Raw genomic sequence first — 25,386 nt, 5'->3', positions numbered from 1 at the left:
TTTACTTTAACCTTGCTATTGGCGTTCTGCCACCTTTGGTTTTTTCATCCAAGCTGACCAAAACTTCCGCATCCAAAGGGAGATAGACATCCACCCTTGAGCCAAATTTGATAAATCCGAATTCTCCGCCTTGGGCTAGTGGCGTTCCTTCCTTGACATACCATTTGATCCGGCGCGCCACGGCACCTGCAATCTGACGGACAAGAATTTTGACACCGCTTTTGTGGGAGATGACCATCGTAGTCCGCTCATTTTCGGTGCTGGATTTCGGATGCCAAGCGACCAGATATTTTCCCGGATGGTATTTGAAAAATTCCACTATACCGGCAACAGGAGACCTATTCACATGGACATTTAAAGGCGACATAAATATCGAAACCTGCTTTCTCCTGTCATTTAGGAATTCTGTTTCGGTGGTTTCTTCAATGACTACCACTTTGCCGTCGGCAGGTGCGAAGACCAGTTTTTCTTCGTTTGGTAGCTGGATAAAAGGATTGCGGAAAAACTGAAGTATCAACAAATAAAAAACCACACTAACCAATAAAACCACATTGAGGGCGGTTTCCTGCTCGGGAATCAAATAATTCAATCCAAAATTGACCCCTGCCAGGATAAGCAATAGCCAAAATAACAATGTCCTACCTTCTTTGTGAATACTCATTATCTATAAAATTGAAAGGGCGTGAAAGTCGACTTCCACGCCCCAAATATAGTAAAAACTTTTTTTTGACCTTAAAAACCTCCCCTATAGGTGTAGGTTTTAGCTACTTTGTCTATCGCAACAATATAGGCTGCGATTCTCAATGGAACTTGGTACTTAACAGAAGCCTCATACACATGGTCAAAAGCATCTTTCATAATCCTGTCAGACCTTCTGTTGACCCTTTCGGCAGTCCATTTGTAACCCAATCTATTTTGCACCCACTCAAAATATGAGACAGTCACCCCGCCTGCATTGGCCAGGATATCAGGCACAGCCATGATGCCTTTGTCATTTAATATAGCGTCTGCCTTAGCCGAGGTTGGGCCGTTGGCACCTTCTACTATCAATTTGGCTTTGATTCTATCAGCATTTGCAATGGTGATGACATCTTCGACCGCAGCCGGAACAAGTACATCCACTTCCAATTCAAGCAAGTCCATGGCATCCGGAAGTTTCTCAGCGCCACTGTAATTCTCAAGTGTACCTTTGTTGCTATCCCTGTAGGCAATTGCCTCCTGGATATTGATGCCATTGGCATTGAAATAAGCTCCTGAAATATCAGAGATAGCCAAAACCCGCAAGCCTCTTTCCTCTAATAGCAAAGCGGCCCAAGAACCCACATTCCCAAAACCCTGAACTGCACAGGTAGCTTGGAAAGGATTGATTTTGAGTTTTTGCATGGCTGCCAAAGCAGTCACCATGACACCGCGACCAGTGGCTTCGGTTCTTCCCAATGAACCGCCCAATACCAAAGGCTTGCCGGTAACGACAGCATTGACAGTCATTCCGTGCGCTTTGGAGTATTCATCCATCAACCAAGCCATTTCTCTGGGCCCTGTTCCCATATCCGGCGCAGGAATATCCTTATCCGGTCCGAATACGTCGATCATCGCCAAGGTATAGGCCCTTACCAATCTTTCAATTTCACCGGCAGACATTTCCCTTGGATTGCACCTCACGCCACCTTTACCTCCACCATAAGGAATGTCCACTACGGCACATTTCCATGTCATCCAAGCTGCAAGTGCCCTTACTTCATCCAGATGCACGTCAGGAGCGAACCTGATCCCACCTTTTGCAGGTCCAAGAATGTTGGAATGAATCACACGAATCCCTTCAAAAACTTTGATTTTACCATTGTCCATGGTAATCGGAAGGGAGACGATAACTTGTTTGGCGGGATTTTTTAGCACGTTGTAGATCTCTTCTGAAAGACCTAATTTTTCTGCTGCAATGTGAAATCTTTCCATCATGGACTCCAGTGGATTTTCTTTATCCAAGATCGGAGCCGGTTCAATGTAAGCCATATTGGGTTTATTTAGTTGACTGTTAATTTTGGTACAATATTAAGGAGATTTTTAATATGCTAGGGGCAATTTTAGAAGATTTTCAAAAAAGCAGCTATAAAGGGGGCAGATAATAACAATCCGTCAAAACGGTCCATAAAGCCTCCATGCCCCGGAAGGGATTTTCCGGAGTCTTTGATTTCTATGCTTCTTTTAAAAAGTGATTCTATCAGGTCACCGTAGGTCCCTGCGATGATGATGATGGTTGCAATCACTAGCCACTGCCATTCTTCAATGGATTTAAAATTCTTGCCTAGAAAATAGGCAATGAGGAATGCCGATGCTGCCCCTCCCAAGAAACCTTCCCACGATTTTTTTGGGGAGACTCTTTCAAAGAGCTTGGTCTTGCCAAATTTGGTCCCGGCAAAGTATGCCCCTGAATCCGAAGCCCAAAGGATAAACAAGGATCCAATGATGACTTCATAGTGGAAAGAGTCGTCCACTGAAAAGGCAGCCACATTGAGCAGGGAAAAAGGCACTGCCACATAAAATAATCCAAGAAATGTATATGCAATTCCGGTAAACGGTTTCTTGTCTGATTTCCTGTATAATTTGATAAAGAAAACCAAAGAGGCTAATGGGAAAATCAAAAAATAATATTTTGTATCCAGGTGTTCCATCCCGATAAAGAAGGAAAGTGAAAAAATACACAAGCCCAAAAATGTCCCGAAACTTTTTAATGGCAACATCCCATCAAGTCCTGAGAGCTTGTAGAATTCCATTTGGGAAAAGGCGAGTATCAATCCAAAAATCAGGAAATAAAGCCATGGACTGATAATGGAGCCGGCGACGATAATACCTGCCCCAATGATTCCTGTGATTACCCTTTGGCCAAGATTGCTGTAATTGTTTATGTTAAATCTATCTCTGACTCTAAAAGGAGATCTCATTCTTGACAATATTTAGTGCTTTTGAAAACTCAACCTGGGGGACCATCACTTCATACTGTCCATGTATCCGGTAGACAGATTCTATTTTATTCATCACGACAGCAGGGATTCCGTTTTCCTCCAAGACTGATTTGACAATCTCGGCCCTCACGGGCGAACCATCTGAAAATACTTTCTGCCAATTATCCATTTGATTCAATATTTTGAGTTTTCTCTTTAAATACCCTAAATCCAACCAACAAAATCAACAATCCAACAAGGGCGATTGGTATGGATACCTGATCTGTCTCATCAATATTGAAATCTATTTTGCCCAATTTATTCAAATAAACCAAAATTACCGTAAAAGTATTATTAAGAATATGTCCGATAATGGGATAGACAAGGCTACCTGAATAGAGGTAAAGATAACCAAATACTGCTCCAAGCATCATTCGGGGAAAGAATCCATAAAATTGGAAATGGATGGCTGAAAATATAAAGGCAGACAACCAAATCGCTATGTGGGCATTACCAGTGAACAAATGAAGTTTGGGTTGTAGGACTCCCCGAAAAAGAACTTCCTCTCCTATTCCTGCCAAGACGCCGATGACGAGAATTCCCATCAGAAACTCTCCGACATTTTCAAAGTCTGTCAAATATTTGGTCAAAGCCATAAGTTCATCCTCCTTTGACCGCATCATCTGTTCGAGTTCGTTAAGAAATTCCGGCAACACGATTTTGGCATTCCAGTCAATCAAAAGACTGTTGAACAGAACCGACCCGACCATGATTGCCACCGTCAGTGCCAATCCTATGAACTTAAACCTTGACATTTGTTGTTGCCAACCAAAATCAGCTTTATCTATCACCTTGGCTATCAGTAACGCAGCCACATAAAAACCAAGTCCTCCGCCAAGTCCTTGTACAAAAAGGAAAGCCATGCGGCCATTGGGATGTGAAGATTCTGCGGTAAACAAGGCAGTCATCTCGTCAAGTGGGATACCAAAAAGAACAGGAAGTAATAAAAGTCCAAGTCCCTGCAAAAGAATTAATACGCCAAAAGTGACTAAAACCATCACCACAATAGACAAAAGCCAATTACTTTTGGTGGTGATGGGTACTTGGGTTTTATATATCTCCATAATTGGGGTAAATTTACACGAAAATTAGAATTAGGAAGTGGTTAAAATCGGAAACTTAGAATTAGGGGAGTTCCCTTTGTTGCTCGCACCCATGGAAGATGTCAGTGATCCTCCATTTAGAGCGGTTTGTAAAGATAACGGAGCGGATTTGATGTATACAGAATTCATCAGCTCTGAGGGCTTGATCAGGGATGCTGCCAAAAGCATCCAAAAACTGGATATTTTTGAATATGAGCGTCCGGTGGGCATCCAGATTTTTGGGGCAGAAATAGAATCCATGAGAGAAGCCGCTGCCATTGCAGAAGCTGCCGGTCCGGACATCCTGGACATCAACTATGGCTGCCCTGTTCATAAAGTAGCCTGCAAAGGTGCAGGTGCGGGGATTTTGCTCGATATAGACAAGATGGTCTCCATGACTGCAGAGATCGTCAAGAGGGTGAAAATTCCTGTTACTGTCAAAACCCGCCTTGGTTGGTCCCAAGACACCATCCGTATCGTAGAGGTTGCAGAAAGACTACAGGACGTAGGAATACAAGCCATCAGCATCCATGCCCGTACCCGTCAGCAGATGTACAAAGGCGAAGCAGATTGGTCATACCTGAACCTGGTCAAAGACAATCCAAGGCTACACATCCCTGTTTTTGGAAATGGCGATATCGACACGCCTGAAAAGGCCAAAGAATACAAAGACAAATACAATGTCGACGGCATGATGATCGGCAGGGCATCCATCGGGTATCCCTGGATCTTCAATGAAATCAAACATTTCCTCGAAACCGGAGAAAAACTTGCCGGACCAGACCTTGAACAAAGAATCAATGTCACCAAAAAACACCTTGACTTTTCTGTCAAATGGAAAGGTGAAAAGCAGGGAATCCTTGAAATGAGAAGGCATTACACGAATTACTTCCGTGGCATGCCCAATTTCAAACCATACAGAAGTCAGATGGTCACAGCGGAAACCTATGAAGAAGTAGCTGCTCTTTTGGAAGAAGTAGGTGAGGTTTTTGCCGACTATCAATTTTGAATTCGGATTTTGTAAAAAATTCCTGATTTTTCCCGTCAAGATCACTCCTTTCTTCCCTGTACAAAACATGACCAAAGATATCCAAGCAGAAGGCGCCTTGAGGGCATGGGGATTTCTCATTGTGCTGGCACTGATCTGGGGAAGTTCTTTTATTTTGATCAAAAGAGGCCTGGAAATTTTTTCTCCCGGAGAAGTCGGCGCATTTAGGATCGTGGCTGCGGGAATGGTTCTATTGCCGCTTTCATTGCCGAGACTAAAAACCCTGAAAAAAAGACAGGTCAAAAACCTCATTATTGTCGGATTGATGGGGAGTTTTATTCCCGCATTTCTTTTTGCCAAGGCCCAAACACAACTCAGTTCCTCGCTGACAGGTGTTTTTAATGCCATGACGCCTTTATTTGTGGTCATTATTGGAGCCCTTTTTTTTAATGCAAGGATCACCAAAAGAAACGGAATAGGATTGGCCATCGCCTTTGTCGGAGTAGTTATCCTTTTGATGGTAAAGGAAGGTACCTATTTCGGGGATTTTTCTGAAATCAACTCCTACGCTTTCTATGTATTGCTTGCCTGTATTTGCTATGGATTCAACCTAAATATTATCAAGTACCGTTTTGTTGAACTCAAGCCCGTTGCAATTACCGCACTTTCCCTGCTGATGGTGCTGCCCATGGCGTTGATTTATTTATTTGCCTTTACACAATTTTCCTTCAAAATACTCCATGTCGAAGGCGCGGCAGAGGCTGCCGGTTACATTACCCTGCTTGGCGTACTCGGTACAGCCATCGCCCTGATCCTTTTCAATATTATGGTCAAGGTGGCTACTCCGGTATTTGCAAGTTCGGTAACCTATCTTATTCCGATTGTGGCCATCATGTGGGGATTATTGGACGGGGAGGTTCTGCTACCGGGACATTACTTTGGGATAGTGGCCGTGATTTTTGGGGTTTGGATCGGGAATAGGAAGTGATGTTTCAAGTTAGTAGGTTGGAAGTTGGAAGTAGCATACTTTTGGATTTAATTAGTGCCGTAACGTATCGGCCACATTGCGTAAATACCTAATATTCATTCTTCTTAGGTTTTTTAAAAACCGAAGTTAGCAACCCAACAGCAACCACCACATCAACAATATTCCACAATCCTCTCCCTAGTGGTATTTTTAAAAAGGGCTGAAAAAGCAAAGCCAAACCGCCATAAATAAACATTTCATTATCATTGTTATCTTTTTTAGCCTGATAGGCTAGATACCCAAAACCCACCAAGGACAAAAGCCTCACCAATTGAAAATATCCATAGGGCATGTCCAATAAACACACGAATAACAGAATGGATAAAACAATCTTGATCACAAGGGTCATTCGCTAATGTCGTTAAGTGGATCGATTTGAATATTTATCAAAATAAGGCAATTCATTATTTATTCAACTTTTTGATTGAACTACTTTCTATCAATGATTTCATTTGGGCAATTGCTACTTTGTTGAGTTGGATTAATCTTTCAGGCTGCAATAAATCTTGCTGAATTAGTAAAGCATTGATACTTTCCATGTTGCTTAACACAACCAATTGTTCCAAATTGGCAAAATCTCTAATATTTCCTGATTTATCGGGATTGGCATCACGCCACTCCTTTGCTGTTATTCCAAACAAAGCTACATTTAGCAAATCAGCTTCATTGGCATAAACTAGACTTGTTTGCTGCTTTGTAATTTCTTTTGGTATGAGGTTTTCTTTAATAGCATCTGTATGGATGCGGTAATTTATTTTTGAAATAGTTCGTTGTAAGTTCCATTCTAATTGCAAGCGGTTGTTTTCGTCAATCTTCAACCTTTTAAATTCTGTAATTAAATACAATTTAAATTCTGATGAAATCCATGATGCAAACTCGAAGGCTATATCAACATGGGCAAAAGTTCCTCCATATCTTCCAGATTTTGAAGTTATTCCAACAGCATTTGTACTTTCTATCCACTTTTGAGGAGAAAGGACAAAGTAATTGTTCCCCGATTCAATTCTAAACCTATCGAATTCGAGAGGTTTAAAATCAGGATTGTTAATTTTTTCCCAAAGACCAACAAAATCAATCGTGCTTCTAGTTCTCAACCAATTATTAATAACTGAAAAAGGCTCTTCTGCATTTCTGTACTTTGCGATATCGGTTAGAGAAAGATATTCACCTCCCACTTGATGCATTAAAGTGATTTCCTTTTTCTGAACAATTATTTTTGAAGTAGATTTTGTCATACGGAAAATTATAGAGTGGAATAACTTCGAGTGAACTTTGTGTTTGGGATTGATCAAATATTAAAAACTTAAATCAGAAAAAAAATACCGTAAACAGGGTACTTTTATAATTGATTAATCCGATGAATTAATTTTCTTACAAAAATCAAATGAAACTTAACTATAAAAAAACCGGAACCGGCGAACCGCTGATTATCCTTCATGGACTTTTTGGATCCGCGGATAATTGGTATAGTATCGCCAAGGAACTTGAAAAAGACTATACGCTTTATCTCGTGGATCAAAGAAATCATGGTGATTCCCCTCATAGTGAGGATTGGAATTATCAGGTAATGGCAGAAGATATCAATGAGCTGATGGAAACGGAAGGCATTGAATCTGCTTACCTCATGGGGCACTCCATGGGAGGTAAAACGGTGATGGCTTTTGCCCTGCAATATCCTAGAAAGGTTAAAAAACTAATTGTAGCCGACATCGCGCCAAGGTACTATCCGCTTCACCATCACGTAATCCTGGAAGGGCTCAATGCCATTCCGATGGACCAAATCAAGTCGCGTAAAGATGCTGACGACATTTTGTCCGGCTATATCAAAAACATGGGGATCAGACAGTTTCTACTCAAAAGCCTTGGCAGAGATGAAAAAGGGGGATTTGAATGGAAAATCAATCTTAAAACCATTACAGAGAAAATTGAGATTGTAGGTGAAGAAATCGACTCCGACCATTCCTTTGACAATCCGACCTTGTTTATGGGAGGGGAAAATTCGGATTATATCAAAGAAAGCGACAAAAGCGATATTTCAAGACTTTTTCCTAACAGTAACATTATCCACCTCAAAAATGCAGGACATTGGCTTCATGCCGAACAGCCGGGTGCGGTGATTGAGACCGTAAGGGCTTTTCTAGGTTGATTGGATAAACCACAAAAGGCCTAAAAGAAAAATTCCTTTTGGGCCTTTTGTGGTAAAATTTCAATAATTTTTTTGATTAACATTTGCCAAAAATCCCTTATATCCAAAATTCGGTTTGAAGGTCAAAACAAGCATCTGTTGACTATCGACTGTGGACTGATTACTTATTTCACTCTCTTTCCATGCTTGATCACCATATCTACATTTTGGAGTAAGCTGATATAGCGCAGGACATCTCCGCGGACAGCAATGATGTCGGCATATTTTCCTTCACTGATAGTCCCATAATCCTGGTCAACTCTCATCGCCACCGACGGCCAATAAGTAGCAGCTTTGATGGTCAGCATCGGGTCAAATCCAAATTCATTGACCCATACATCCAATTCATTCCATGTGCTTTGGCTATGGAATTTCATGGGAATACCGGAATCTGTTCCGATCATCAAGACCACTCCGGCATCCTTGAGCTGGTTGATTTTTTTCTCCAAAGTGGGTTTACGGACAGGCGTCAACTGAAAGTAAGGCATTCTTCCAGGATACCTTAAAGAAGCCCTGATATCTCTGATGATAGAGTCCGGCAAATCAAGGTGCCAAGAGGGGTCATCAAGTTTTTCAGGATTATTGCGCATGTACTCGTAGTTGTAGAGACCTTCCACAGTTGGTGTCCAAAACAAAGGTCCCATGTTCATCTTGGCAGTCCGTTCTTTGATCATTTCAAGGATGTCGGCCGGATATTCTGGCGCAGAAGAAAGTCCTGTATGTTCAAAACAATCAATCCCGATTTTCAATCCAACCCTGATTTCGTCAGGCCGATGAGAATGCCCTACAACGGGTTTACCATATTTATGCGCTTCATCTACGACTGCTTTTGCTTCCTCAAAAGTCATCTCATCCTGATCGATCAGCTTGATGACATCGACACCCGCATCAACCAGTATTTTGACTTTGTTTCGCGCATCCTGGACTCCGTTTACTCCCCATCGGAATTCCTCTGTTCTTGGATATGGCTTTTTTTGAATAAAAGGTCCCGACACATAGACTGTCGGCCCGGGGATTTCTCCTTTATTAATCCGGTCTCTTACATTGATACTTGCCTCAAGTGGTGCGCCAAGTTCACGTGCACTTGTGACTCCAGCCATCAGCAACTGGTGCGCTGAAGACGGCATGATGACCGACTCAAAGATATCGATATACGTACTGTCCCAATGGGTATAATTGCTATGCCCGTTGAGCATCAGGTGGACGTGCATGTCCCAAAGTCCGGGCAGAACCGACATTCCTTCGGTGGAAATCACTTCGGCACCAGATGGAATCGCCAAGGTCCCCACCTGCCCTATTTCTTTGATCCTGTCATTTTCAATGATGATAACAGAATTTCGGAGAGGAGGACCTCCAAAGCCATCGATCATGGTGCCTCCGACAAGGGCTTTGATGTTTTGTGATTGGATTCCGGAGGAAATAAAAAACAAAAGGGTCACAGCCCAAAATGCCTTTTTCAAAATCATTGTTTTCATGGAAAATACGGATAGATTGAAGTTTAAAATTTAGAAAATATAATCGGTTTAAAAATTGCCAACCATGTAAATGAAATGAAGGCCTTGGTAGTCAGTTTTAAGTTTTTCCCCATCTTTGTCTATCCACTTCCAAAAAATTATGAGCAAAGGAAAACTGTTTTTGATCCCAACTGTGCTGGCAGAGAATACAGCTGACAAGGTCATCAGCCCTCAGGTAAAAGAAACTGTGAAGAATCTAAGTTATTTTTTGGTGGAAAATACGCGTACGGCAAGGCGATATATCAGCAGTCTTCGGCTTGGGCTAAGTATCGAGGAATTGCGATTTGAAATTTTGGACAAAAGCACCAAAGGCGCAGAGTTGGAAAGGATTATGAAACCACTGTTTGAAGGTCAGGATGTAGGAGTCATGTCTGAGGCAGGTTGCCCGGGAATAGCAGATCCCGGTTCAGCGGCAGCGGCCTATGCCCATGGCAAAGGGATCAAGGTTGTGCCTCTTTCCGGACCTAGCTCAATGTTTTTGGCCTTGATGGGTTCGGGCTTAAATGGGCAATCATTTGCCTTCCATGGGTATCTACCGATTGAGAAAAAAGAAAGGATTATTGCTATAAAAAACCTAGAAACGGAATCGGCTAAAAGCAACCGGACACAGATTTTTATGGAAACGCCTTTTCGCAACAATCACCTGATGGAAGATTTGAAGGATACACTTCATCCCAATACGAAGCTTTGTGTTGCTAAAAATATAACAGGTCCAGATGAAATGATCCTCACCAAAGCTATTTCTGAGTGGAGAAAATCGCAACTGGACCTGCACAAAATTCCTGTTGTATTTGTTTTGTACGCGGGAAGTTAAGGTTGTATCAGCACGCGGTAAGAGTCATACATCGTCAGCACGTCTTCTACATAAGCAACAGCAAGATGGCCTTTGGCATATCCGCTTTTGACTACCGGATCTTTGAAGTATTTGGGGTCAGACTTGAGAGCCAAATAATGGGATACATTTTCCCAACTTTTTGTATTGCCTCCGTATTTTAAAGCCAGATTCCATGCATCCAAAACATGGCCGTGACCAATATTATAGGAAGAAAGTATAAACTTGATCCTCTCGTTGCTCTCCGGAACTCTTCCTTTCCAAAACTTATCCAGGTATTTCAGGTAATTAACTCCACCCATTAGACTTTGGACAGGATCATTGGGATTTGTAACTCCAAAGCGCTCCAAGGTCACAGGCATTAGTTGAAGCAAACCGGTTGCACCTGCATAAGAGATGGCAGTGGTGTCAAAACCGGATTCCTTGTACACCAAGGATGCCAACATCCTCCAGTCCCAACCCAAATTTTCTGCGCCTTTTTTAATCAGATCATCGTATTGCGAAATTTTGTTTCCTCCCAGAGATGAAAATGAACTATTTGACCTGTAATGGTTATTTCTTGAATTTTGGTAATACTTGGCATAAAGTGTCCTCATATAACCTGATTTGCTTTTCTTTTTTATCCATTGGTTGATCTCCGACTCCAGCATTGGCGCATTTTTTCGGACTGCCCATGCAACATCTCCCTTTGGACTAATTTCCAGACTGACGTCAAGGTCATCGTAATACGTCGCATTGACCAAAGCGGCAACTTTGTCCACTACGGTATATTCTATTTCTCCACTATTTACTTTACTGACAAAAAAATCACTGTTCCCTTTTTCTTCCAATACAGACAAATTAATGCCGAGGTCACTTTGAAGAGAGCAAAGTTGGGATTTGAAAATAGCGTCTTTTTGAATATGGATTACCTTGTCATTCAGATCGATGGGGTCTGATACTTTCGAAGGTCCATTTTTTTGTACCAAAACTGTCCCCATGCTACCAATCGGTGAAGTAAATGAAGCAAATTTCTTTCTGTCCTCACTGACAGCCAAATTCATGGCGATGATGTCGGCCTTTCCTTTGTTCAAAAGGTAAAAAGCTTCTTCAATATCTGATTTTACGATGAGATGAAGTCGGACACCAAGGGACGAGGCCAGGGTTTTGAGCATTTCAAATTCATAGCCCATCCTTCTTCCTTTATAGATATAATAGCTCGTAGAAGAATTATCGACAACAGCCCTGATATATCCTCTTTTTTTAATATCATCCAAATCCAACTGCACGGGATTTTCCCAAAAAGTAACCTCGGTTTCGGTTCTTTCGAATAGGGTACATTGAAACCCAAAAATTGTCAAAATTATCAAAAACAGTAAATTGATTCCTGTCTTTTTCATTCCATTGGTGACCCTTTCGGGACTTTGGTTTATACAAATGTCGTACAAAGCAATTTACATACCAAATTTTTCAGGATATGAAATACATTTTCCTGCATAAAAAAACACCAATGAATATTCATTGGTGTCTTAACCTACTGATATTAAATTATTTATGAATAGACTTCTTAATCAATGGTTAACTGAAAATTTTCCTTCCCTTCTTGGTAAAAAATCCTTCCGGACAGCCTCATCAGCTCAATTTCCATTTCTTTGATATTAAAAATTGCAGTGATCAGCCGGTTCTCGGCTGTCAGCAAATTCAATTGTGCATCCCTAAATTGAAGGTAATCTGATATCCCTAGACGGAACCTTTCCAAGGCGATGTCAGCATTTTCAGTCGCTACTTTATAATTGACATATTCGATCTCTAAGAGCTCCTTATTTGTAAGGTAGGTATTGTAGGCTCTTTGGATATCTGAGATCATTTGTATTTCTAAATCCTGAAGTGCGTACTCAGCATTTATTCTTTGCACTTTGGCATTTTGGATTCTTCTATTTAGTGTAAAACCACTAAAAACATTTAAAGAGGCGGTTATGCCATAATTAATACCCGTTCTTTGATTGAGTAATAAAAAACCTGCTTCAGAAGTAAAAGTATTTCTATTATATGCAGCATTTAGATTCACTTGTGGCAACCTTTGAGCTTGTGTTTCTCTCAAGGCCAAAAAAGCAGCATTTTCTTGTCTTTGCGTAACCAAAAACTGTTTATTGTTCAAATATGCATTTTCAAGGAGGTCCTCCCTCAGCAGATTTTCGCCTACCAAAATAGTGTCATTTACAGAAAACTCTTTCTCGGGAGTTTGTGCGAGGATCTCATTGAGGTTGATTCGGGCATTTTGAATCACAAGCTCTTGGTTGGTCAACAGAGACAAATCTGCATTATAATCTACTTGCGCCGTGAGGAAATCGCTTCTTCCTGCTCCTCCAAGCTCATATCTGGCTTTTGCAATATCTAATCTAGATTGAGAAAGATCTAAGGTTGTTTTAAGGACATTGAATCTTTGAAGTTCCAAAACCAACCTATAATAAGAAGACGAGATGGTTGCGACAGTATTTTCAACCAATACTTTTGCCTCCAAATCACTTATTTCAGCCAATTTCCCTAAGATTTGAATTGAATATACGGTCTCCGGTCTGAAACCATAGAATCCTACCAATGAAAAGTTTTGATTTTCAGTGGCAGCACCTTCGATTTCAATGATTTGTTCAGGGTTGTTTTGGAATTTTTGACTTACATCTTCCTTATTGAAGCTATTCAGGAAATTTCCTGTAACTGTAGGCATAAAGAAACTCCCAACTCCAATCTTGATATTCCTTTCAGCAATCACAACATTGTTTGCGGCAATCTTGATCCCGTAGTTTTGTTCAAGACCCATCAAAACCGCTTTTTCCAGATCAAGCTCTTCTCCTTCTTGTGCAAAAGAAGAAAACGTCGCCCAGAAACTGAGCACCAATAATAAAAGTGATTTTCTCATTAGACTCTTGCTAATCTTCCTTTTTTGGATGTTAAATAGGTATAAATGGCAGGGATAACAAACAGCGTCAGAATCGTGGAAAACGCCAATCCCCCAATAACGGCAACTCCCATCGGCACCCTGCTTTCTGCTCCTGCACCCAATGCCAGGGCTATCGGAAGGATACCCAAAATGGTAGACAAACTTGTCATCAAAATCGGTCTGAATCGGGCCGCTGAAGCTCCAATGATCGCCTCATCGATAGACATTCCCTGAGCTTTTCGCTGATTGGCAAATTCCACAATCAAAATACCGTTTTTAGTCACCAGTCCTATGAGCATGATAATCCCGATCTGACTGAAAATATTCAATGTAAAATCAAATATCCAAAGTGAGAACAGAGCACCAAACAAGGCCAACGGCACTGTAAACATGATTGTGAGAGGATCCGTGAAACTTTCAAACTGTGCTGAAAGGACCAGATAAATCAAGACCAAGGCAAAAAGGAAGGCAAATATCAAACTGTTAGAGCTCTCTCTGAATTCTTTGGAAAGTCCGGCCACATCAGTGCTGTAGGTATCGTCAAGCACTTCTCCTGCTATCCTATCCATCTCGTCAAGACCCGCTCCAATAGTATAGCCATCAGCCAAACCGGCAGAAACCGTAGCACTGACAAATCTATTGAACCTGTATAATTGTGGCGGTGTGCTTTTCTCTTTGATCGTCACAAGATTGTCTAATTGAATGAGCTCACCATTGTCCGCTCTCACATACAACATTCTGAGATTGACAGGTTCGTTCCTATCAGCCAGCTGCATTTCACCCACGACCTGATATTGCTTGCCATTCATGATAAAGTATGCAAATCGCTGACCTGAGTAGGACAGCTGAAGCGTTCTGGCGATTTCCTGAACAGAGACGCCCACATTCCTTGCTTTTTCTCTGTTGATCTCAACCTCGATTTCCGGTTTGGTAAATTTCAGGTTGATATCAGAAAAACTGAAAACGGGACTCTGTCCGGCTTTTTCCATAAATGCCGGAATAACCGCCTTTAGTTTTTCCAGTGTAGGCGCTTGGATTACATACTGTACAGGCAATCCACCTCTTCTATCGCCGATAGATTGGGGTTGGGTCACAAATGCCCGTACTGCGGTATATTTTTTGATCATGCCCGATACCTGCCCAAAAATCTCCATTTGGCTTCTTTCCCTATCAGCTGCATCGACCAGAATCAACCTCAAAAATCCTGAGTTGGTACTCGATGTTCCAAATCCTGGGGACGTTACAGTAGTGATGCCAGACCTTTCTTCTTCCGGGATCAGTTTTGTAAAATCAGCGGTCATTTCGTCAAGCACCTTGTCCATATATCCAAAAGTGGCACCTTCAGGTCCTGAGATATTGACCCTCATTTCTCCCCTATCTTCTACCGGCGCCAGTTCGGTGGGAATTACTTTGAAGAAATAATATATCCCGAAAACCATGACAATAATAATGGCAAAGGCACTCCATCTTACCTTCATGAATTTATCCAAGGCTCCTTCATATATGTTATTAAGCCAGACAAAGAAGGGCTCTGTCCAATTGTAAAACGCGTTTTGCTTTTCCCTTTTCTTCAGCAACTTAGCACTTAACATCGGGGTCATGGTCAGGGCCACAAAAGAGGAAATGATAACTGCCCCAGCGACAACTATTCCAAATTCCCTAAAAAGTCTACCGGTGGTTCCTGTCAAGAAGATTACCGGAAGGAAAACTGCCGCAAGTGCTACCGTCGTGGCAATGACTGCAAAGAAAATCTCTTCCGAACCTTTGGCAGCGGCTGTATCGGGATTTTCTCCTTTTTCAATCCTGGAATATATATTCTCCAATACTACGATGGCATCATCTACCACCAGTCCAATGGAGAGCACAATTCCCAAAAGCGTGAGCACATTGATAGAGAAATCCATCAGGTACATGATGAAAAATACTCCTATCAAGGAAATGGGTATCGTCAGCACCGGAATGAAAGTCGTCCGCCAATCCCTCAAAAACAAAAATATAATCATGACCACAAGGATGAAGGCCAAGATGATTGTTTCTTCTACTTCAGCAATAGAATTTCTGATGAAAGTGGTAGAATCAAAACCTATATCTACGCGGATATCGCTTGGCAAATCCTTTTTTATAGTTTCAAGCCTTTTATAAAAATCATCTACAATCTCGATGTTATTGGATCCGGGAAGTGGCACCAGTACCACACCTACCATCGGAATTCCATCTTTTTTCAGAACAGTTCTTTCATTCAATGCGGACATTTCCGCAGCGCCAATATCCTGAAATCTTACAATGTTGTTTTGGTCTTCTTTGATGATTAGGTCATTGAATTCCTGTGGAGTACTGAGTCTACTTTTAGTCCTGACTGACAACTCAATTGCCGCCCCTTCAATTCTTCCGGAAGGCAATTCCACGTTTTCACTCTGAACTTTATTCAGCACATCCAGAGGCGTCACACCATAGGAAGCCATTTTCAATGGATCCATTCTCAGCCTAATGGCATATCTTTTCTCTCCCCAAATTTGAACAGTACTTACACCGGGTATAGTCTGAAGTCTTTCCTTAAAGACATTTGTGGCAATGTCAGTGAGGTCCAACAGATTTCTTGTGGTACTTTGGACAGCCAAGAAAACAATGGGCTGGGAATCTGAATCGGCTTTGGAAACAACAGGAGGCTCAGTATCCGGAGGGAGATTCCTTTGAGCCCCGGAAACCTTATCTCTTACATCATTGGCAGCAGCTTCAATATCAGCGCCTACATCAAATTCCACCGTAATATTACTTGTACCATCATTACTTATGGAAGTCAGTGATTTGATACCGGCGATTCCATTGATGGCTTCTTCCAAAGGTTCTGTAATCTGCGCCTCTATGACATCGGCATTGGCACCGACGTAGGCAGTCCTGACATTGATAATGGGCGGATCCACACTAGGAAACTCCCTGATGCCCAAGAAACTGATCCCTATCGCACCAAACAGCATGATCGTCAATGACATGACTATGGCAAGGACAGGTCTGCTAATACTGATACTTGATAAACTGGCCATATCTTAATTGGTTTTAGTATAAGTGACAGGCATTCCTGTTCTTACTTGCAATACTCCGGTGCTTAATACCAAGTCACCTTCTTTCAGTCCATCAACAATCTGCACAAAACTTTCTGTACGGGTTCCGATAGACACCTTTCTTTCTTCTATTTTGCTCTCTTTGTTTACTACAAAGACTTTGTATCCAGCCAATTCGGGAATTACAGATTCTGCAGGTACCATGAGTGCGTTTTCTTCCACGCCAAGGATGTATTTAATCCTCACAAACATGCCCGGCAAAAACTTCCTTTCTTTATTAGGGCTTTGTGCCCTGATTTTCAACGTTCGCGTGCCAGTGTCGATCGTCGGCTCAAAAGCATAGACTGTTCCTTCGACATCAATTCCCTCTGATTCATTTGAAAAAATAATTTTTGAACCGACTTTCACTTGGTTGGCATATCTCTCCGGAATCGAAAATTCAATCTTTATCGGATCAATATTGACAATATTGGCAATCACATCCGCCGGGCCGATGACACTGCCCTCGGAAATCATCCTCAATCCCAAAACCCCGTCAAAAGGAGCTCTGATGATTGTTTTGGTCAACTGAGCTTCGACCAATTTGATATCAGAAAGGTTGGTGTTAAATTGGTTGAGCACGATATCGTATTCTTCCTGACTGATTGCCTCCTTAGCCAAAAGTTGCTTTTGCCTGTTTTCCTGACTCTGAAAAAGCTTCCTTGTAAAGTCAAGTCTTTGGTATTGTGCATTCAGTTCATCGTCATTAAGGTAAAGAAGCGGAGTTCCTTTCTTTACAAACTGACCTTCATTGAAACTTATCTTATTTACGAGCCCTGAAATCTCAGAGCGCAGATTTACGCTTTCATTGGGAATAATTGTACCTGTCACGCTGAGTACGTTTTCCAACCTTTCGGGACGGATTTCCACCACATTGACCGGAATAGGCTGACCTGAACCCTGCGGTCCACCTGGCTGGCCTGTACCGGCAGCATTTTCAGGTTTTCCCATAAACTGATCCCATCTCGGGTAAATAAAAATCACTGCCAAGACAAGGACTATGGCTACAATTAAAATGGCTTTGGTTTGTTTTTTCATTCTATTTATTCAGAAAATCCATTTAAGGCTGGTTGTTGATTTCTAAGGAACTGGAGTGACAATTGATTAAAAACTTCAGGTTGCTCGACATTGACCACATGTCCACAAGCTTTGACAATATTGAGAATTGAAAGTTTATGCTCTTTAACAATTTTTTTTACCGGTTCGAGAAACATAATATCTTCTTCCCCCATTACGTAGAGAGTTGGTATAGAAAGGTCTTTTTCTTTGAAAAATTTCAGCAGAGGGTTGATGTCTTTTGTCAACTTAAACCATCTGATAAATTCCTTTTGACAAAGTCTTTTGGCCTCATTGATAAAAAGGTTTCTGGACTCTGCATGGTGTCTTCTCGGCATGATGATCCAGGCAAAAAGACTGTATAACCACATGTAGGGTACTACACTTTTGAAAGTATTTCCCAAAGTCACGAGTATTTGGGAAGTGAAAGTAAGTCTCGTGATGGCGCCTGCCAATATCAGAGACTTTACCTTAGTGGGCTCCATTTCGGCGAGTTGTCTTGCCAAAACAGTCCCTAGTGAAACTCCCATAACATGGGCGGGGGGCACTTTGAGGTGATCAAGCACTTCTATAATGTCCTTGGTCACTGCCGGAAAAGTATATTCTTCCTTCCAAATGTTCTTGATTGACCCGGCGGACTTACCGTGTCCTCTCAAGTCAATAAGCAAAAGGTTGAATTCTTGCCTGAATTCCCTGATCTGTTTGTACCAAATAGAGGATGACCCTCCGGCACCATGGATAAACACCACCCATTCATTACTGGTAGAATGCCTGTAAGTTTTAGAATATAACATACTGCTTTTCATCTTGACCAAGTAATAACTGAACAGTTTGATTTAAGTTCCGAACCCGAAAGCTAAGCCCAATAATTTGGGTAAAAAATAAAATAGACACAGGTGGCAGATGAAGTCGATTAATGGTTATTTCCTTTTAAAAAATGAACCAAGGCAGTTTTTACCTTGGTTCATTCATCTATGGTTTTAAGGTCAAGGGTATGCATACCAAATAGTGGAATAAATCTCTACCATTCCAAAATCACTTTCCAAATCCATCTCTTTTTCCATTCCTCGCTTCTGGCCCCATCAATCTCTTTTCTCGGATTATGGCTCCCGCTTCATGGATCTCCGCCTCTCGTTTCTCGTCTCTAGTTTCTTTAAAGCTTTCTCTTTATAAAATCAGTCATCAAAGAATACAAATGCCAAGAGGTATTGCCGCCTGAAATCCCATGGTTGCGGTTGGGATAATACATGGTTTCGAACTGTTTGTCGGCCTTGATCAGAGCATCCACGAGGTCGACAGCATTTTGATAATGGACATTGTCATCACCGGTGCCATGGATGAGCAACAGATTTCCTTTCAATTTGTCCACATGGGTAATCGGGCTGTTGTCATCATATCCGGCGGCATTTTGCTGGGGAGTCTGAAGGTAGCGCTCAGTATAAATCGTGTCGTAATATCTCCACGTAGTCACAGGAGCGACTGCAATGGCTGCTTTGAAAACATCATTCCCTTTCATCAGGGCTAGAGAGGACATATAACCTCCATAGGACCAACCCCAGATTCCAATCCTGGATGCGTCTACATATCCCAAAGTACCTAAGTATTTTGCTCCGGCGATTTGGTCCTCTGTTTCCAGTTTACCCAGATTGGCATAAGTCACATGCTTGAAATCCCTGCCACGGGCACCGGTGCCGCGGTTGTCCACACAGACTACGATGTAACCCTCAGCTGCCAAGTGGTGGTGCCAAAAGTCCCGTGCACCGCCCCAAGCATTGGTGACATTTTGAGATCCAGGACCACCATATACATACATCAAAACAGGATATTTTTTGTTGGGATCAAAGTCCGAAGGTTTGATCATGTAACCATTTAATGAAGTCCCTTCCACAGTATTGAAAGCAAAAAACTCCCTGCCTGAAAGGGCAAAATTGGAAAGCTTACTTTTCAGTTCCTGATTATCCTCCAATACTTTGACCAATTTACCGGAAGACTCATTCAAAGTCACTTTAAGTGGTGTGTCCGAATTTGTATAATTGGCAATATAATACTTAAAATCACGGCTCATATTGACCGAAAATGTCCCTTTTTCAGGCGTCAGGATCTTTTTATTTTTCCCATCCATATTGATCACAAAGAGATTTCGCTCGAGGGGCGAAGATTCAGTGGAGATATAGTAGATTTTCTTGCCTTTCTCATCTATCCCGACCAGGTTTGTCACTTCCCACTTGCCCGAAGTAATCTGACGGATAAGTTTGCCAGTGTTGTCGTGGTGGTAGATATGCTTGAAACCATCCTGCTCCGAAGTACGGATAAATCCTTTGTTTTCGCCCAAAAACCGCAGGTCGTCATTGTAATTGAGGTCCACATAGGTCTCTGATTTTTCTTCCAGGATGACTTTGCTTTGACCTGATCGGGCATCTGTGTACAACAGGTCGATCTGATTTTGGAGCCTGTTGACTCTCAAAAAAGCCAAAGTGTTGGCTTCCCCTGTCCAATATATTCTAGGCAAGTAAATATCAGTATCAGTTCCTGTATCTGCTTTTACCGTCTTTTTACTTTCCAAATCATAAATGTGGATGCTGGTTTTGGCATTTGCTTCCCCTGCTTTGGGATACTTGAATCTGTAATCCTGTGGATATAATTTACCCCATAGCTGCATGTTGAATTCGGGAACTTCCGACTCATCAAATCGGATAAAAGCAATTTTTTGGCCATCCGGAGACCAATCAAAAGCCTTTGCCATGGAAAACTCCTCTTCATAAACCCAATCTGCCGCACCGTTTAGCACATGGTTTCCTTTTCCATCGGTAGTGATTTGAATTACTTTTTCGGTATTGAGTTCTATGATAAAAAGGTTGTTTTCCTTCACAAATGCCACCTTGTCATTTCCCGGGGAAAGGGTAGCGTACATGATTTTCTCTCCATCCAAAAGTTTTTGGGCCTTTCCTGTAGTAAGGTCTACCACATGATAGACCGCCTTACTTGACCTTCGGTAAATCCTTTCCACTTCAGAGGCAATCAGGGCTTTGGTCTCATCGGCATTGAAAGCATAGCTTGAAAAATTTACCCCCAAAGCCTCTCCATCGATCAAAATCCCTGTTTCTTCTCCTGTCGCCACATTGATTTTGACAAGTTTGGAACCGGAAGGGGTTCTAATGAGAGAACTGTAAAATTGCCCGTCTTTCATCCAATTGATGCCTTGAACAGACTTTTGGGAGAAGGTATTGTTTTTGAAAACGTCTTCGAGGGTGACTTTCTGTTTTTGCTGGGCAAAAGAATCAAAATTCCAAACAAGGATAAATGCCAGAAAGGCAATCAATTTAATTTTACTCATAAATATCTAGGTCTATAATCAGCTTTAAAAGTATAAAAAAGCGTCAAGACCGGAAAAAAAATTACTCCAAAGGAAAACCCAAATTGGAAAGAAGTAATCGAACAAGATGAAAAATCAGAGTTTAATCCTACTTCCATTCCTCCCTCCTCGGAATGATTCACCGTTTTCGATAATCAGGATTTCACCTGTGACTCCTTCTTTGATATTGCCATCCACTCCGATTACACGCCCTTCAAAAAGAGAGGTAATGGATCTCAAAGAAGTATGGCCGACAATAATTTTTTTCGACTCAAAAAAATCTAAAACATCATCCAGAATTTGCGTCGAAGGTAATGGCTCAACAAAATATCCGCGGTACCAAAGCGGTCCTTCATCGCTTGTCAAAAAGGTCTGAAGTGCATTTTTCCTCCTGCTGGAGGACTTGAGGATATGGGAATAAAATTGTTTGTTGACTTTTTTAGCTGGTAATTTTCTTTGTAAAAATGAAGGCGAAATACCGGCATGGGTGATCAACAAATCATCAATGGTAATGATAACCGGGCGTTTGCGTAGCCAATTGCCCAAAACAGCATTCTCCGCATATAGATCACTTGTCCTGATTCCCATAAGTTTGGTGGCACCCACATATTTTTCATTTAAAAATCGAAAATCACTTTCAATAAACATCAATTCATGGTTTCCGATCAAAAAATGAACTTTCCCTCCCTGAGCTTTTGCTTGATGTTCGAGTTTGTATACCAACCACAACACTTCGGTGACCATGTCGCCCCTTCCCAAAATATCTCCATTGACCACGAGATGTCCTTTGCCATATTTCCAATCTGTATTTTCATCGATAATGCCATGCGCTTTTAGCAATTCCACGCTCAATCCATATTGGCCATGAATGTCAGAAATCACCACCAGATTGGGGACATTCTTGTATTCCTGAAAGAAATCAACCTCCTTCTCTTTTTTTTCCAAGAAAACTTTGGGGTCGAGGCCAAGATTAAATTCACTTCGAAGAAAACCTAGATCCGGGTTAAGGTTCTCTTTCATCTGACCATTTTCAACCCATTTGACATTTACCTGATCTCCCTGAAAAAATATATACGGCCCTTCAGAAATGGCATTTCCTTGGTTTTGGGCTACAACGCTCCCTACTAAAAAAGGGATACAAACTAGGAGCAAAAGAATTTTTAGGGAAAATTTCATGTGTTTTGATTTAAAATAAGGAGGATTTTCAATCAATTGTCGGATTTGGTCCAAAAACCGATGATGAATATACAATTTTTTTAAAATAAAAATCACAGAGACAGGCGTAGCTTTATTGGGTATTTTTAACCTCTAATTTTTGATGCCATACAATGATAAATAGAGATTGATTTTTACTTTTACATACCATGAAGAAGAAAATTGCCTTAGTGACCGGAGGATTTACCGGAGAATCCGTCATCTCTCTAAAAAGTGCAGCAGTAGTCGAAAAGACGCTCGACAGGAGCCTGTATGATGTCTACAAAATCCTGATTTATCCCGGAAACTGGTATCACGAAACTGCCACGGGCGAAAAAATCCCCGTAGACCTCAATGACTTTTCCATCAAAATTTCTGATCAAAAGATAAAATTTGATGGAGTTTTCAATATTCTTCATGGTTCGCCGGGAGAGGACGGCAAGCTGGCGGGTTATTTTGACATGATCGGGTTACCCTATACGACCTGCGATGCGCTGACTTCTGCCATCACCATGAACAAAGGCTACACCAAAGCAATAGTCGAGGACATCGACGAACTGTTGGTCGCGAGGTCCATCCAATTATTTGGCAACCATGCGGAGAATGTCACCATGATATTGAAAGAACTCCGCCTGCCTCTTTTTATCAAGCCAAACAACGGCGGTTCAAGTATCGGAATGACCAAGGTCAAAGAACCGAATGAACTTCAGGAAGCTTTGGACAAGGCATTTGCAGAAGATTCACAGGTATTGGTGGAGGAGTTTGTTTCAGGTAGGGAATTTTCGATCGGTGTCTATCGGTCAAGGGGGATTACCACAGTGCTTCCGGCCACTGAGATCATCAGCAGCAAGGAGTTTTTTGACTTTGAGGCAAAGTATTCTCCCGGTGTCTGTGAAGAAATAACCCCCGGAAGAATGACCCAAGAGGAAGTGGAAAGGGTAGGCCGGATCATCGAAAAAGTATATCAAAAGTTAAACTGCAAGGGGGCCGTCAGAATTGACTATTTCTTGGAACACGAAACAGGCAAATTCTATTTTATCGAAATCAATACCGTCCCGGGCCAAACAGAAACCAGCTTGATATCCCAACAAGTGCGTGCTTTGGGGATCGATGTAAAGGATTTTTACAATGCCCTTATTGAGGAAATGTTTTGAATTATGTATTGATCCAAAGTTGGCAGGGTTTAGAAATTTTACTAAATTTCACGTACTAATTATTAATAAATGGATACGTATGAATACGAAGCTTACACTCTCCCTGGATAAAGCAATTATCGAAGAGGCAAAAAAGTTTGCATCCGAAAAAGGAAGCAGCCTTTCAGAATTGGTAGAAAACTATTTTAAGTTACTGATTGAAAAAGATGAACTGACCAAAACTCCTATCATATCAAAGAAAGTAAGCCGGCTCAGGGGTATGTTAAAGACAGATATTGATTTGGATTATAAAGAAATATTAGAAGAAGAAATTATCAAAAAGCACCATGAATAAAGTGTTTCTTGATACAAATGTGGTACTTGACTTTTTGTTGGACAGGAGGCCTTTTTCAGAGGAAGCAAGTAGAATTTTTGATTTGTCAGAATCGGGAGAAATCGAGCTTTTTATCTCTTCATTGACTGTCAACAATATTTATTACATATCAAGAAAGCTCATTGGTCACCAAAAATCAATCGACTTAATTAAAGAATTACTTGAAATTGTTGAAATTTTAAACTCGGATAAAGCCTCCATTTTGATGGCCCTGGATCTCGAGTTCAGCGATTTTGAAGATGGGATTCAAAATGCAGTGGCCATTTTAAATCCTGGAATTGAGATTATAATAAGCAGAAACACCAAAGATTTTAGGAAATCAGCCTTGCCGGCAATGAGTCCTGAAGTTTATTTGAAAACTTTTTTTTAACCTAAAACCTGATCTGAACCCCAATGAAATCAGGGATGCTATAATAAGTCAGACCATCGTCAAAGTAAATAGGATCAGCCTTTTTTTCAGAAAAATTATACAAATCCACTGCTTCTCTTGTCATATTTCTGCTGCTTCTTCTATAAAATCCCGAAGCAATCCCCAATCCTACGGTAGTGACTGCCAAGGGTATAAAAAGCTTGTTTCTCGTCGAATAGGAGGATGATTGAGGAGGAATAAAGCTCAATGCAATTACTCCAACGGAAGCCAAAAAAGCACCTCCGTCCAACCATTTGCTGGTACTCTGCTTTTTCAATGCCATTTGATAAGTCTCAAATGCTTCGGGATTGGTCTGCATCAGCTGATAAATTTCCTGTTTGGTCAGCACTTTGGGCCCATCCAAAATATCAATTCTATCCCCTAAGAAAGTTTGCCTGTAATCAATCCTCAGGAATGGTTGCTGACTATGCACTTCGGTCATGACACAAACCATCAGCAACGCAAATACAATTTTTCTCATCCGATTAGAAATTTAGACTTAAACCCATGGCTAAGGGGGATATTTTTATTTTGAGCGAAGGTTCATACCCAAAACCCCGTGAGACCTTATAATTGAAGCTTTCGATCGCATGGGAGGTTTCCCTTTTTCCATTTCTCTTCATGGATACAGAAATAGTGCTTAAGGTAATAGCCCCAAGGGTCAATCCTCCCACAATAAGCGCCCGCTGCTGGTTGATTTCTCCAGAAAAGAGATACACCAAAGAACCGGTAGCCAAGATCCAACCTCCCCACCGCAATGATTCCCCCATTACCATTTTTTGGTTGGCCTTGGAAAACAACAATGCGTCTTCAGGAAAAAGGGACATTAATTTTTCAATTTCTGCAGCCTTTACCTTTTCGCCATTGGCCAGGTAAATATGGTTTCCAAAAAAATTCTCCCGATATGAAATCCTAGGATTTGTTTGGGCTTGGGCCAAAAGCACGACGGAAAATAAAAGCAGGGTGAACGAAAATGATTTCATCTTGAGGGATCAAATAATTACAAAATCAACGGATAAACACAAATTAAGTTTACCCAAAATAATGCGAAAATTCTCAAAGCATAATGCACAAAAAAAGCGACCCGAAAGCCGCTTTCCCTTATAGTCCAAACTCCTTTTTAATTTTATCAACATAATCCAACTTTTCCCAGGTAAATAATTCCACTTCTATGGTTTTGGATTTACCGTAAGGATTTTTGAAAGT

The 25,386-nt window shown here is 41.3% G+C and carries 24 protein-coding genes; 7 read left to right on the top strand and 17 right to left on the bottom strand.

The window, feature by feature from the left end; genetic code table 11:
• Position 1 precedes the first annotated feature (1 nt).
• The 5 genes from MMU05_RS15040 to MMU05_RS15020 form a co-directional block, all read right to left on the bottom strand.
• On the bottom strand, positions 2-661 hold the full coding sequence (locus MMU05_RS15040; protein WP_241142501.1) for a phosphatidylserine decarboxylase family protein: 660 nt from the start codon (positions 659-661) through the stop codon (positions 2-4).
• Positions 662-732: 71 nt separating this feature from the next.
• Positions 733-2,010, bottom strand: a complete 1,278-nt coding sequence (locus MMU05_RS15035) for a Glu/Leu/Phe/Val family dehydrogenase (RefSeq protein ID WP_241142500.1) — start codon at positions 2,008-2,010, stop codon at positions 733-735.
• A gap of 71 nt (positions 2,011-2,081) precedes the next feature.
• On the bottom strand, positions 2,082-2,939 hold the full coding sequence (locus tag MMU05_RS15030; RefSeq protein WP_241142499.1) for a phosphatidate cytidylyltransferase: 858 nt from the start codon (positions 2,937-2,939) through the stop codon (positions 2,082-2,084).
• Positions 2,923-3,129: a putative signal transducing protein gene (locus MMU05_RS15025; RefSeq protein WP_241125481.1), complete on the bottom strand. Its 207-nt coding sequence runs from the start codon at positions 3,127-3,129 to the stop codon at positions 2,923-2,925. The genes MMU05_RS15030 and MMU05_RS15025 overlap by 17 nt, the downstream gene beginning before the upstream one ends.
• Positions 3,122-4,063, bottom strand: a complete 942-nt coding sequence (locus MMU05_RS15020) for a CPBP family intramembrane glutamic endopeptidase (protein WP_241142498.1) — start codon at positions 4,061-4,063, stop codon at positions 3,122-3,124. Before MMU05_RS15020 ends, MMU05_RS15025 begins: the two co-directional genes overlap by 8 nt.
• Positions 4,064-4,100: 37 nt before the next feature.
• Here MMU05_RS15020 and dusB point away from each other — a divergent pair, with 37 nt between their 5' ends.
• Positions 4,101-5,090, top strand: coding sequence for a tRNA dihydrouridine synthase DusB (dusB, locus tag MMU05_RS15015; protein WP_241142497.1), 990 nt, complete (start codon positions 4,101-4,103; stop codon positions 5,088-5,090).
• Positions 5,091-5,157: 67 nt separating this feature from the next.
• The gene (locus tag MMU05_RS15010; RefSeq protein ID WP_241142496.1) at positions 5,158-6,057 is read left to right on the top strand and encodes a DMT family transporter; all 900 of its coding nucleotides are present in this window, start codon (positions 5,158-5,160) and stop codon (positions 6,055-6,057) included.
• 88 nt (positions 6,058-6,145) lie between these two features.
• On the opposite strand, the gene MMU05_RS15005 is transcribed toward MMU05_RS15010, so the two are convergent.
• Positions 6,146-6,445 carry a DUF6804 family protein gene (locus tag MMU05_RS15005; RefSeq protein WP_241142495.1) on the bottom strand — a complete coding sequence of 100 codons (300 nt, stop codon included), beginning with the start codon at positions 6,443-6,445 and terminating at the stop codon, positions 6,146-6,148.
• Between the two features lie 55 nt (positions 6,446-6,500).
• Complete coding sequence (locus MMU05_RS15000) at positions 6,501-7,331, bottom strand: KilA-N domain-containing protein (protein ID WP_241142494.1); 831 nt, start codon at positions 7,329-7,331, stop codon at positions 6,501-6,503.
• 149 nt (positions 7,332-7,480) lie between these two features.
• Here MMU05_RS15000 and MMU05_RS14995 point away from each other — a divergent pair, with 149 nt between their 5' ends.
• Positions 7,481-8,242, top strand: a complete 762-nt coding sequence (locus MMU05_RS14995; RefSeq protein ID WP_241142493.1) for an alpha/beta fold hydrolase — start codon at positions 7,481-7,483, stop codon at positions 8,240-8,242.
• A gap of 164 nt (positions 8,243-8,406) precedes the next feature.
• Here MMU05_RS14995 and MMU05_RS14990 read toward each other — a convergent pair whose 3' ends face one another.
• A complete protein-coding gene (locus MMU05_RS14990; RefSeq protein ID WP_241142492.1) occupies positions 8,407-9,756 on the bottom strand; it encodes an amidohydrolase family protein in 1,350 nt (449 codons plus the stop codon).
• Positions 9,757-9,895: 139 nt separating this feature from the next.
• On the opposite strand from MMU05_RS14990, the gene MMU05_RS14985 reads away from it, so the two are divergent.
• The gene (locus MMU05_RS14985; protein ID WP_241142491.1) at positions 9,896-10,609 is read left to right on the top strand and encodes an SAM-dependent methyltransferase; all 714 of its coding nucleotides are present in this window, start codon (positions 9,896-9,898) and stop codon (positions 10,607-10,609) included.
• Here the strand turns inward: MMU05_RS14985 and MMU05_RS14980 are convergent.
• From MMU05_RS14980 to MMU05_RS14950, 7 genes are all read right to left on the bottom strand, one after another.
• Positions 10,606-12,006 (bottom strand): MltF family protein, encoded by a 1,401-nt coding sequence (locus MMU05_RS14980; RefSeq protein ID WP_241142490.1) that lies wholly within the window; start codon positions 12,004-12,006, stop codon positions 10,606-10,608. The genes MMU05_RS14985 and MMU05_RS14980 overlap by 4 nt on opposite strands.
• 167 nt (positions 12,007-12,173) lie before the next feature.
• A complete protein-coding gene (locus tag MMU05_RS14975; protein WP_241142489.1) occupies positions 12,174-13,523 on the bottom strand; it encodes a TolC family protein in 1,350 nt (449 codons plus the stop codon).
• Positions 13,523-16,585, bottom strand: a complete 3,063-nt coding sequence (locus MMU05_RS14970) for an efflux RND transporter permease subunit (RefSeq protein ID WP_241142488.1) — start codon at positions 16,583-16,585, stop codon at positions 13,523-13,525. The genes MMU05_RS14975 and MMU05_RS14970 overlap by 1 nt, the downstream gene beginning before the upstream one ends.
• A 3-nt stretch (positions 16,586-16,588) precedes the next feature.
• Complete coding sequence (locus MMU05_RS14965) at positions 16,589-17,680, bottom strand: efflux RND transporter periplasmic adaptor subunit (protein WP_241142487.1); 1,092 nt, start codon at positions 17,678-17,680, stop codon at positions 16,589-16,591.
• A 5-nt stretch (positions 17,681-17,685) separates the two neighbouring features.
• A complete protein-coding gene (locus tag MMU05_RS14960) occupies positions 17,686-18,492 on the bottom strand; it encodes an alpha/beta fold hydrolase (protein ID WP_241142486.1) in 807 nt (268 codons plus the stop codon).
• 359 nt (positions 18,493-18,851) lie between these two features.
• Positions 18,852-21,032, bottom strand: a complete 2,181-nt coding sequence (locus tag MMU05_RS14955; protein WP_241142485.1) for a S9 family peptidase — start codon at positions 21,030-21,032, stop codon at positions 18,852-18,854.
• Between the two features lie 114 nt (positions 21,033-21,146).
• Complete coding sequence (locus MMU05_RS14950; protein WP_241142484.1) at positions 21,147-22,226, bottom strand: metallophosphoesterase; 1,080 nt, start codon at positions 22,224-22,226, stop codon at positions 21,147-21,149.
• 188 nt (positions 22,227-22,414) lie between these two features.
• On the opposite strand from MMU05_RS14950, the gene MMU05_RS14945 reads away from it, so the two are divergent.
• From MMU05_RS14945 to MMU05_RS14935, 3 genes are all read left to right on the top strand, one after another.
• Positions 22,415-23,398 carry a D-alanine--D-alanine ligase gene (locus MMU05_RS14945; protein ID WP_241142483.1) on the top strand — a complete coding sequence of 328 codons (984 nt, stop codon included), beginning with the start codon at positions 22,415-22,417 and terminating at the stop codon, positions 23,396-23,398.
• Between the two features lie 79 nt (positions 23,399-23,477).
• On the top strand, positions 23,478-23,732 hold the full coding sequence (locus tag MMU05_RS14940; RefSeq protein ID WP_241142482.1) for a DUF6364 family protein: 255 nt from the start codon (positions 23,478-23,480) through the stop codon (positions 23,730-23,732).
• Positions 23,725-24,141, top strand: coding sequence for a type II toxin-antitoxin system VapC family toxin (locus tag MMU05_RS14935; RefSeq protein ID WP_113923659.1), 417 nt, complete (start codon positions 23,725-23,727; stop codon positions 24,139-24,141). Before MMU05_RS14940 ends, MMU05_RS14935 begins: the two co-directional genes overlap by 8 nt.
• Position 24,142: 1 nt before the next feature.
• On the opposite strand, the gene MMU05_RS14930 is transcribed toward MMU05_RS14935, so the two are convergent.
• Positions 24,143-24,661 carry a hypothetical protein gene (locus MMU05_RS14930; protein ID WP_241142481.1) on the bottom strand — a complete coding sequence of 173 codons (519 nt, stop codon included), beginning with the start codon at positions 24,659-24,661 and terminating at the stop codon, positions 24,143-24,145.
• A gap of 4 nt (positions 24,662-24,665) precedes the next feature.
• Entirely contained in the window at positions 24,666-25,163 is a 498-nt protein-coding gene (locus MMU05_RS14925; protein ID WP_241142480.1) for a hypothetical protein, read from the bottom strand.
• Positions 25,164-25,386 lie beyond the last annotated feature (223 nt).

It is taken from the genome of Cognataquiflexum rubidum, from assembly GCF_022538115.1.
In the GTDB taxonomy this organism is placed as follows: domain Bacteria; phylum Bacteroidota; class Bacteroidia; order Cytophagales; family Cyclobacteriaceae; genus Cognataquiflexum; species Cognataquiflexum rubidum.
Note: the sequence above shows the minus strand (reverse complement) of the source record. Positions and strands in the feature narration are given on the sequence as shown.

What these genes read in the sequence shown, in the direction of transcription:
- MMU05_RS14940 (WP_241142482.1), top strand. Translation starts at nt 23,478, where the DNA reads ATGAATACGAAGCTTACACTCTCCCTGGATAAAGCAATTATCGAAGAG.
- MMU05_RS15000 (WP_241142494.1), bottom strand. Translation starts at nt 7,331, where the DNA reads ATGACAAAATCTACTTCAAAAATAATTGTTCAGAAAAAGGAAATCACT.
- MMU05_RS15020 (WP_241142498.1), bottom strand. Translation starts at nt 4,063, where the DNA reads ATGGAGATATATAAAACCCAAGTACCCATCACCACCAAAAGTAATTGG.
- MMU05_RS14950 (WP_241142484.1), bottom strand. Translation starts at nt 22,226, where the DNA reads ATGAAATTTTCCCTAAAAATTCTTTTGCTCCTAGTTTGTATCCCTTTT.
- MMU05_RS15025 (WP_241125481.1), bottom strand. Translation starts at nt 3,129, where the DNA reads ATGGATAATTGGCAGAAAGTATTTTCAGATGGTTCGCCCGTGAGGGCC.
- MMU05_RS14995 (WP_241142493.1), top strand. Translation starts at nt 7,481, where the DNA reads ATGAAACTTAACTATAAAAAAACCGGAACCGGCGAACCGCTGATTATC.
- MMU05_RS14945 (WP_241142483.1), top strand. Translation starts at nt 22,415, where the DNA reads ATGAAGAAGAAAATTGCCTTAGTGACCGGAGGATTTACCGGAGAATCC.
- MMU05_RS14990 (WP_241142492.1), bottom strand. Translation starts at nt 9,756, where the DNA reads ATGAAAACAATGATTTTGAAAAAGGCATTTTGGGCTGTGACCCTTTTG.
- MMU05_RS14960 (WP_241142486.1), bottom strand. Translation starts at nt 18,492, where the DNA reads ATGTTATATTCTAAAACTTACAGGCATTCTACCAGTAATGAATGGGTG.
- MMU05_RS15040 (WP_241142501.1), bottom strand. Translation starts at nt 661, where the DNA reads ATGAGTATTCACAAAGAAGGTAGGACATTGTTATTTTGGCTATTGCTT.
- MMU05_RS14925 (WP_241142480.1), bottom strand. Translation starts at nt 25,163, where the DNA reads ATGAAATCATTTTCGTTCACCCTGCTTTTATTTTCCGTCGTGCTTTTG.
- MMU05_RS15010 (WP_241142496.1), top strand. Translation starts at nt 5,158, where the DNA reads ATGACCAAAGATATCCAAGCAGAAGGCGCCTTGAGGGCATGGGGATTT.
- MMU05_RS15005 (WP_241142495.1), bottom strand. Translation starts at nt 6,445, where the DNA reads ATGACCCTTGTGATCAAGATTGTTTTATCCATTCTGTTATTCGTGTGT.
- MMU05_RS14930 (WP_241142481.1), bottom strand. Translation starts at nt 24,661, where the DNA reads ATGAGAAAAATTGTATTTGCGTTGCTGATGGTTTGTGTCATGACCGAA.
- MMU05_RS14985 (WP_241142491.1), top strand. Translation starts at nt 9,896, where the DNA reads ATGAGCAAAGGAAAACTGTTTTTGATCCCAACTGTGCTGGCAGAGAAT.
- MMU05_RS14975 (WP_241142489.1), bottom strand. Translation starts at nt 13,523, where the DNA reads ATGAGAAAATCACTTTTATTATTGGTGCTCAGTTTCTGGGCGACGTTT.
- MMU05_RS14935 (WP_113923659.1), top strand. Translation starts at nt 23,725, where the DNA reads ATGAATAAAGTGTTTCTTGATACAAATGTGGTACTTGACTTTTTGTTG.
- MMU05_RS14965 (WP_241142487.1), bottom strand. Translation starts at nt 17,680, where the DNA reads ATGAAAAAACAAACCAAAGCCATTTTAATTGTAGCCATAGTCCTTGTC.
- MMU05_RS15035 (WP_241142500.1), bottom strand. Translation starts at nt 2,010, where the DNA reads ATGGCTTACATTGAACCGGCTCCGATCTTGGATAAAGAAAATCCACTG.
- MMU05_RS15030 (WP_241142499.1), bottom strand. Translation starts at nt 2,939, where the DNA reads ATGAGATCTCCTTTTAGAGTCAGAGATAGATTTAACATAAACAATTAC.
- MMU05_RS14955 (WP_241142485.1), bottom strand. Translation starts at nt 21,032, where the DNA reads ATGAGTAAAATTAAATTGATTGCCTTTCTGGCATTTATCCTTGTTTGG.
- MMU05_RS14980 (WP_241142490.1), bottom strand. Translation starts at nt 12,006, where the DNA reads ATGAAAAAGACAGGAATCAATTTACTGTTTTTGATAATTTTGACAATT.
- MMU05_RS14970 (WP_241142488.1), bottom strand. Translation starts at nt 16,585, where the DNA reads ATGGCCAGTTTATCAAGTATCAGTATTAGCAGACCTGTCCTTGCCATA.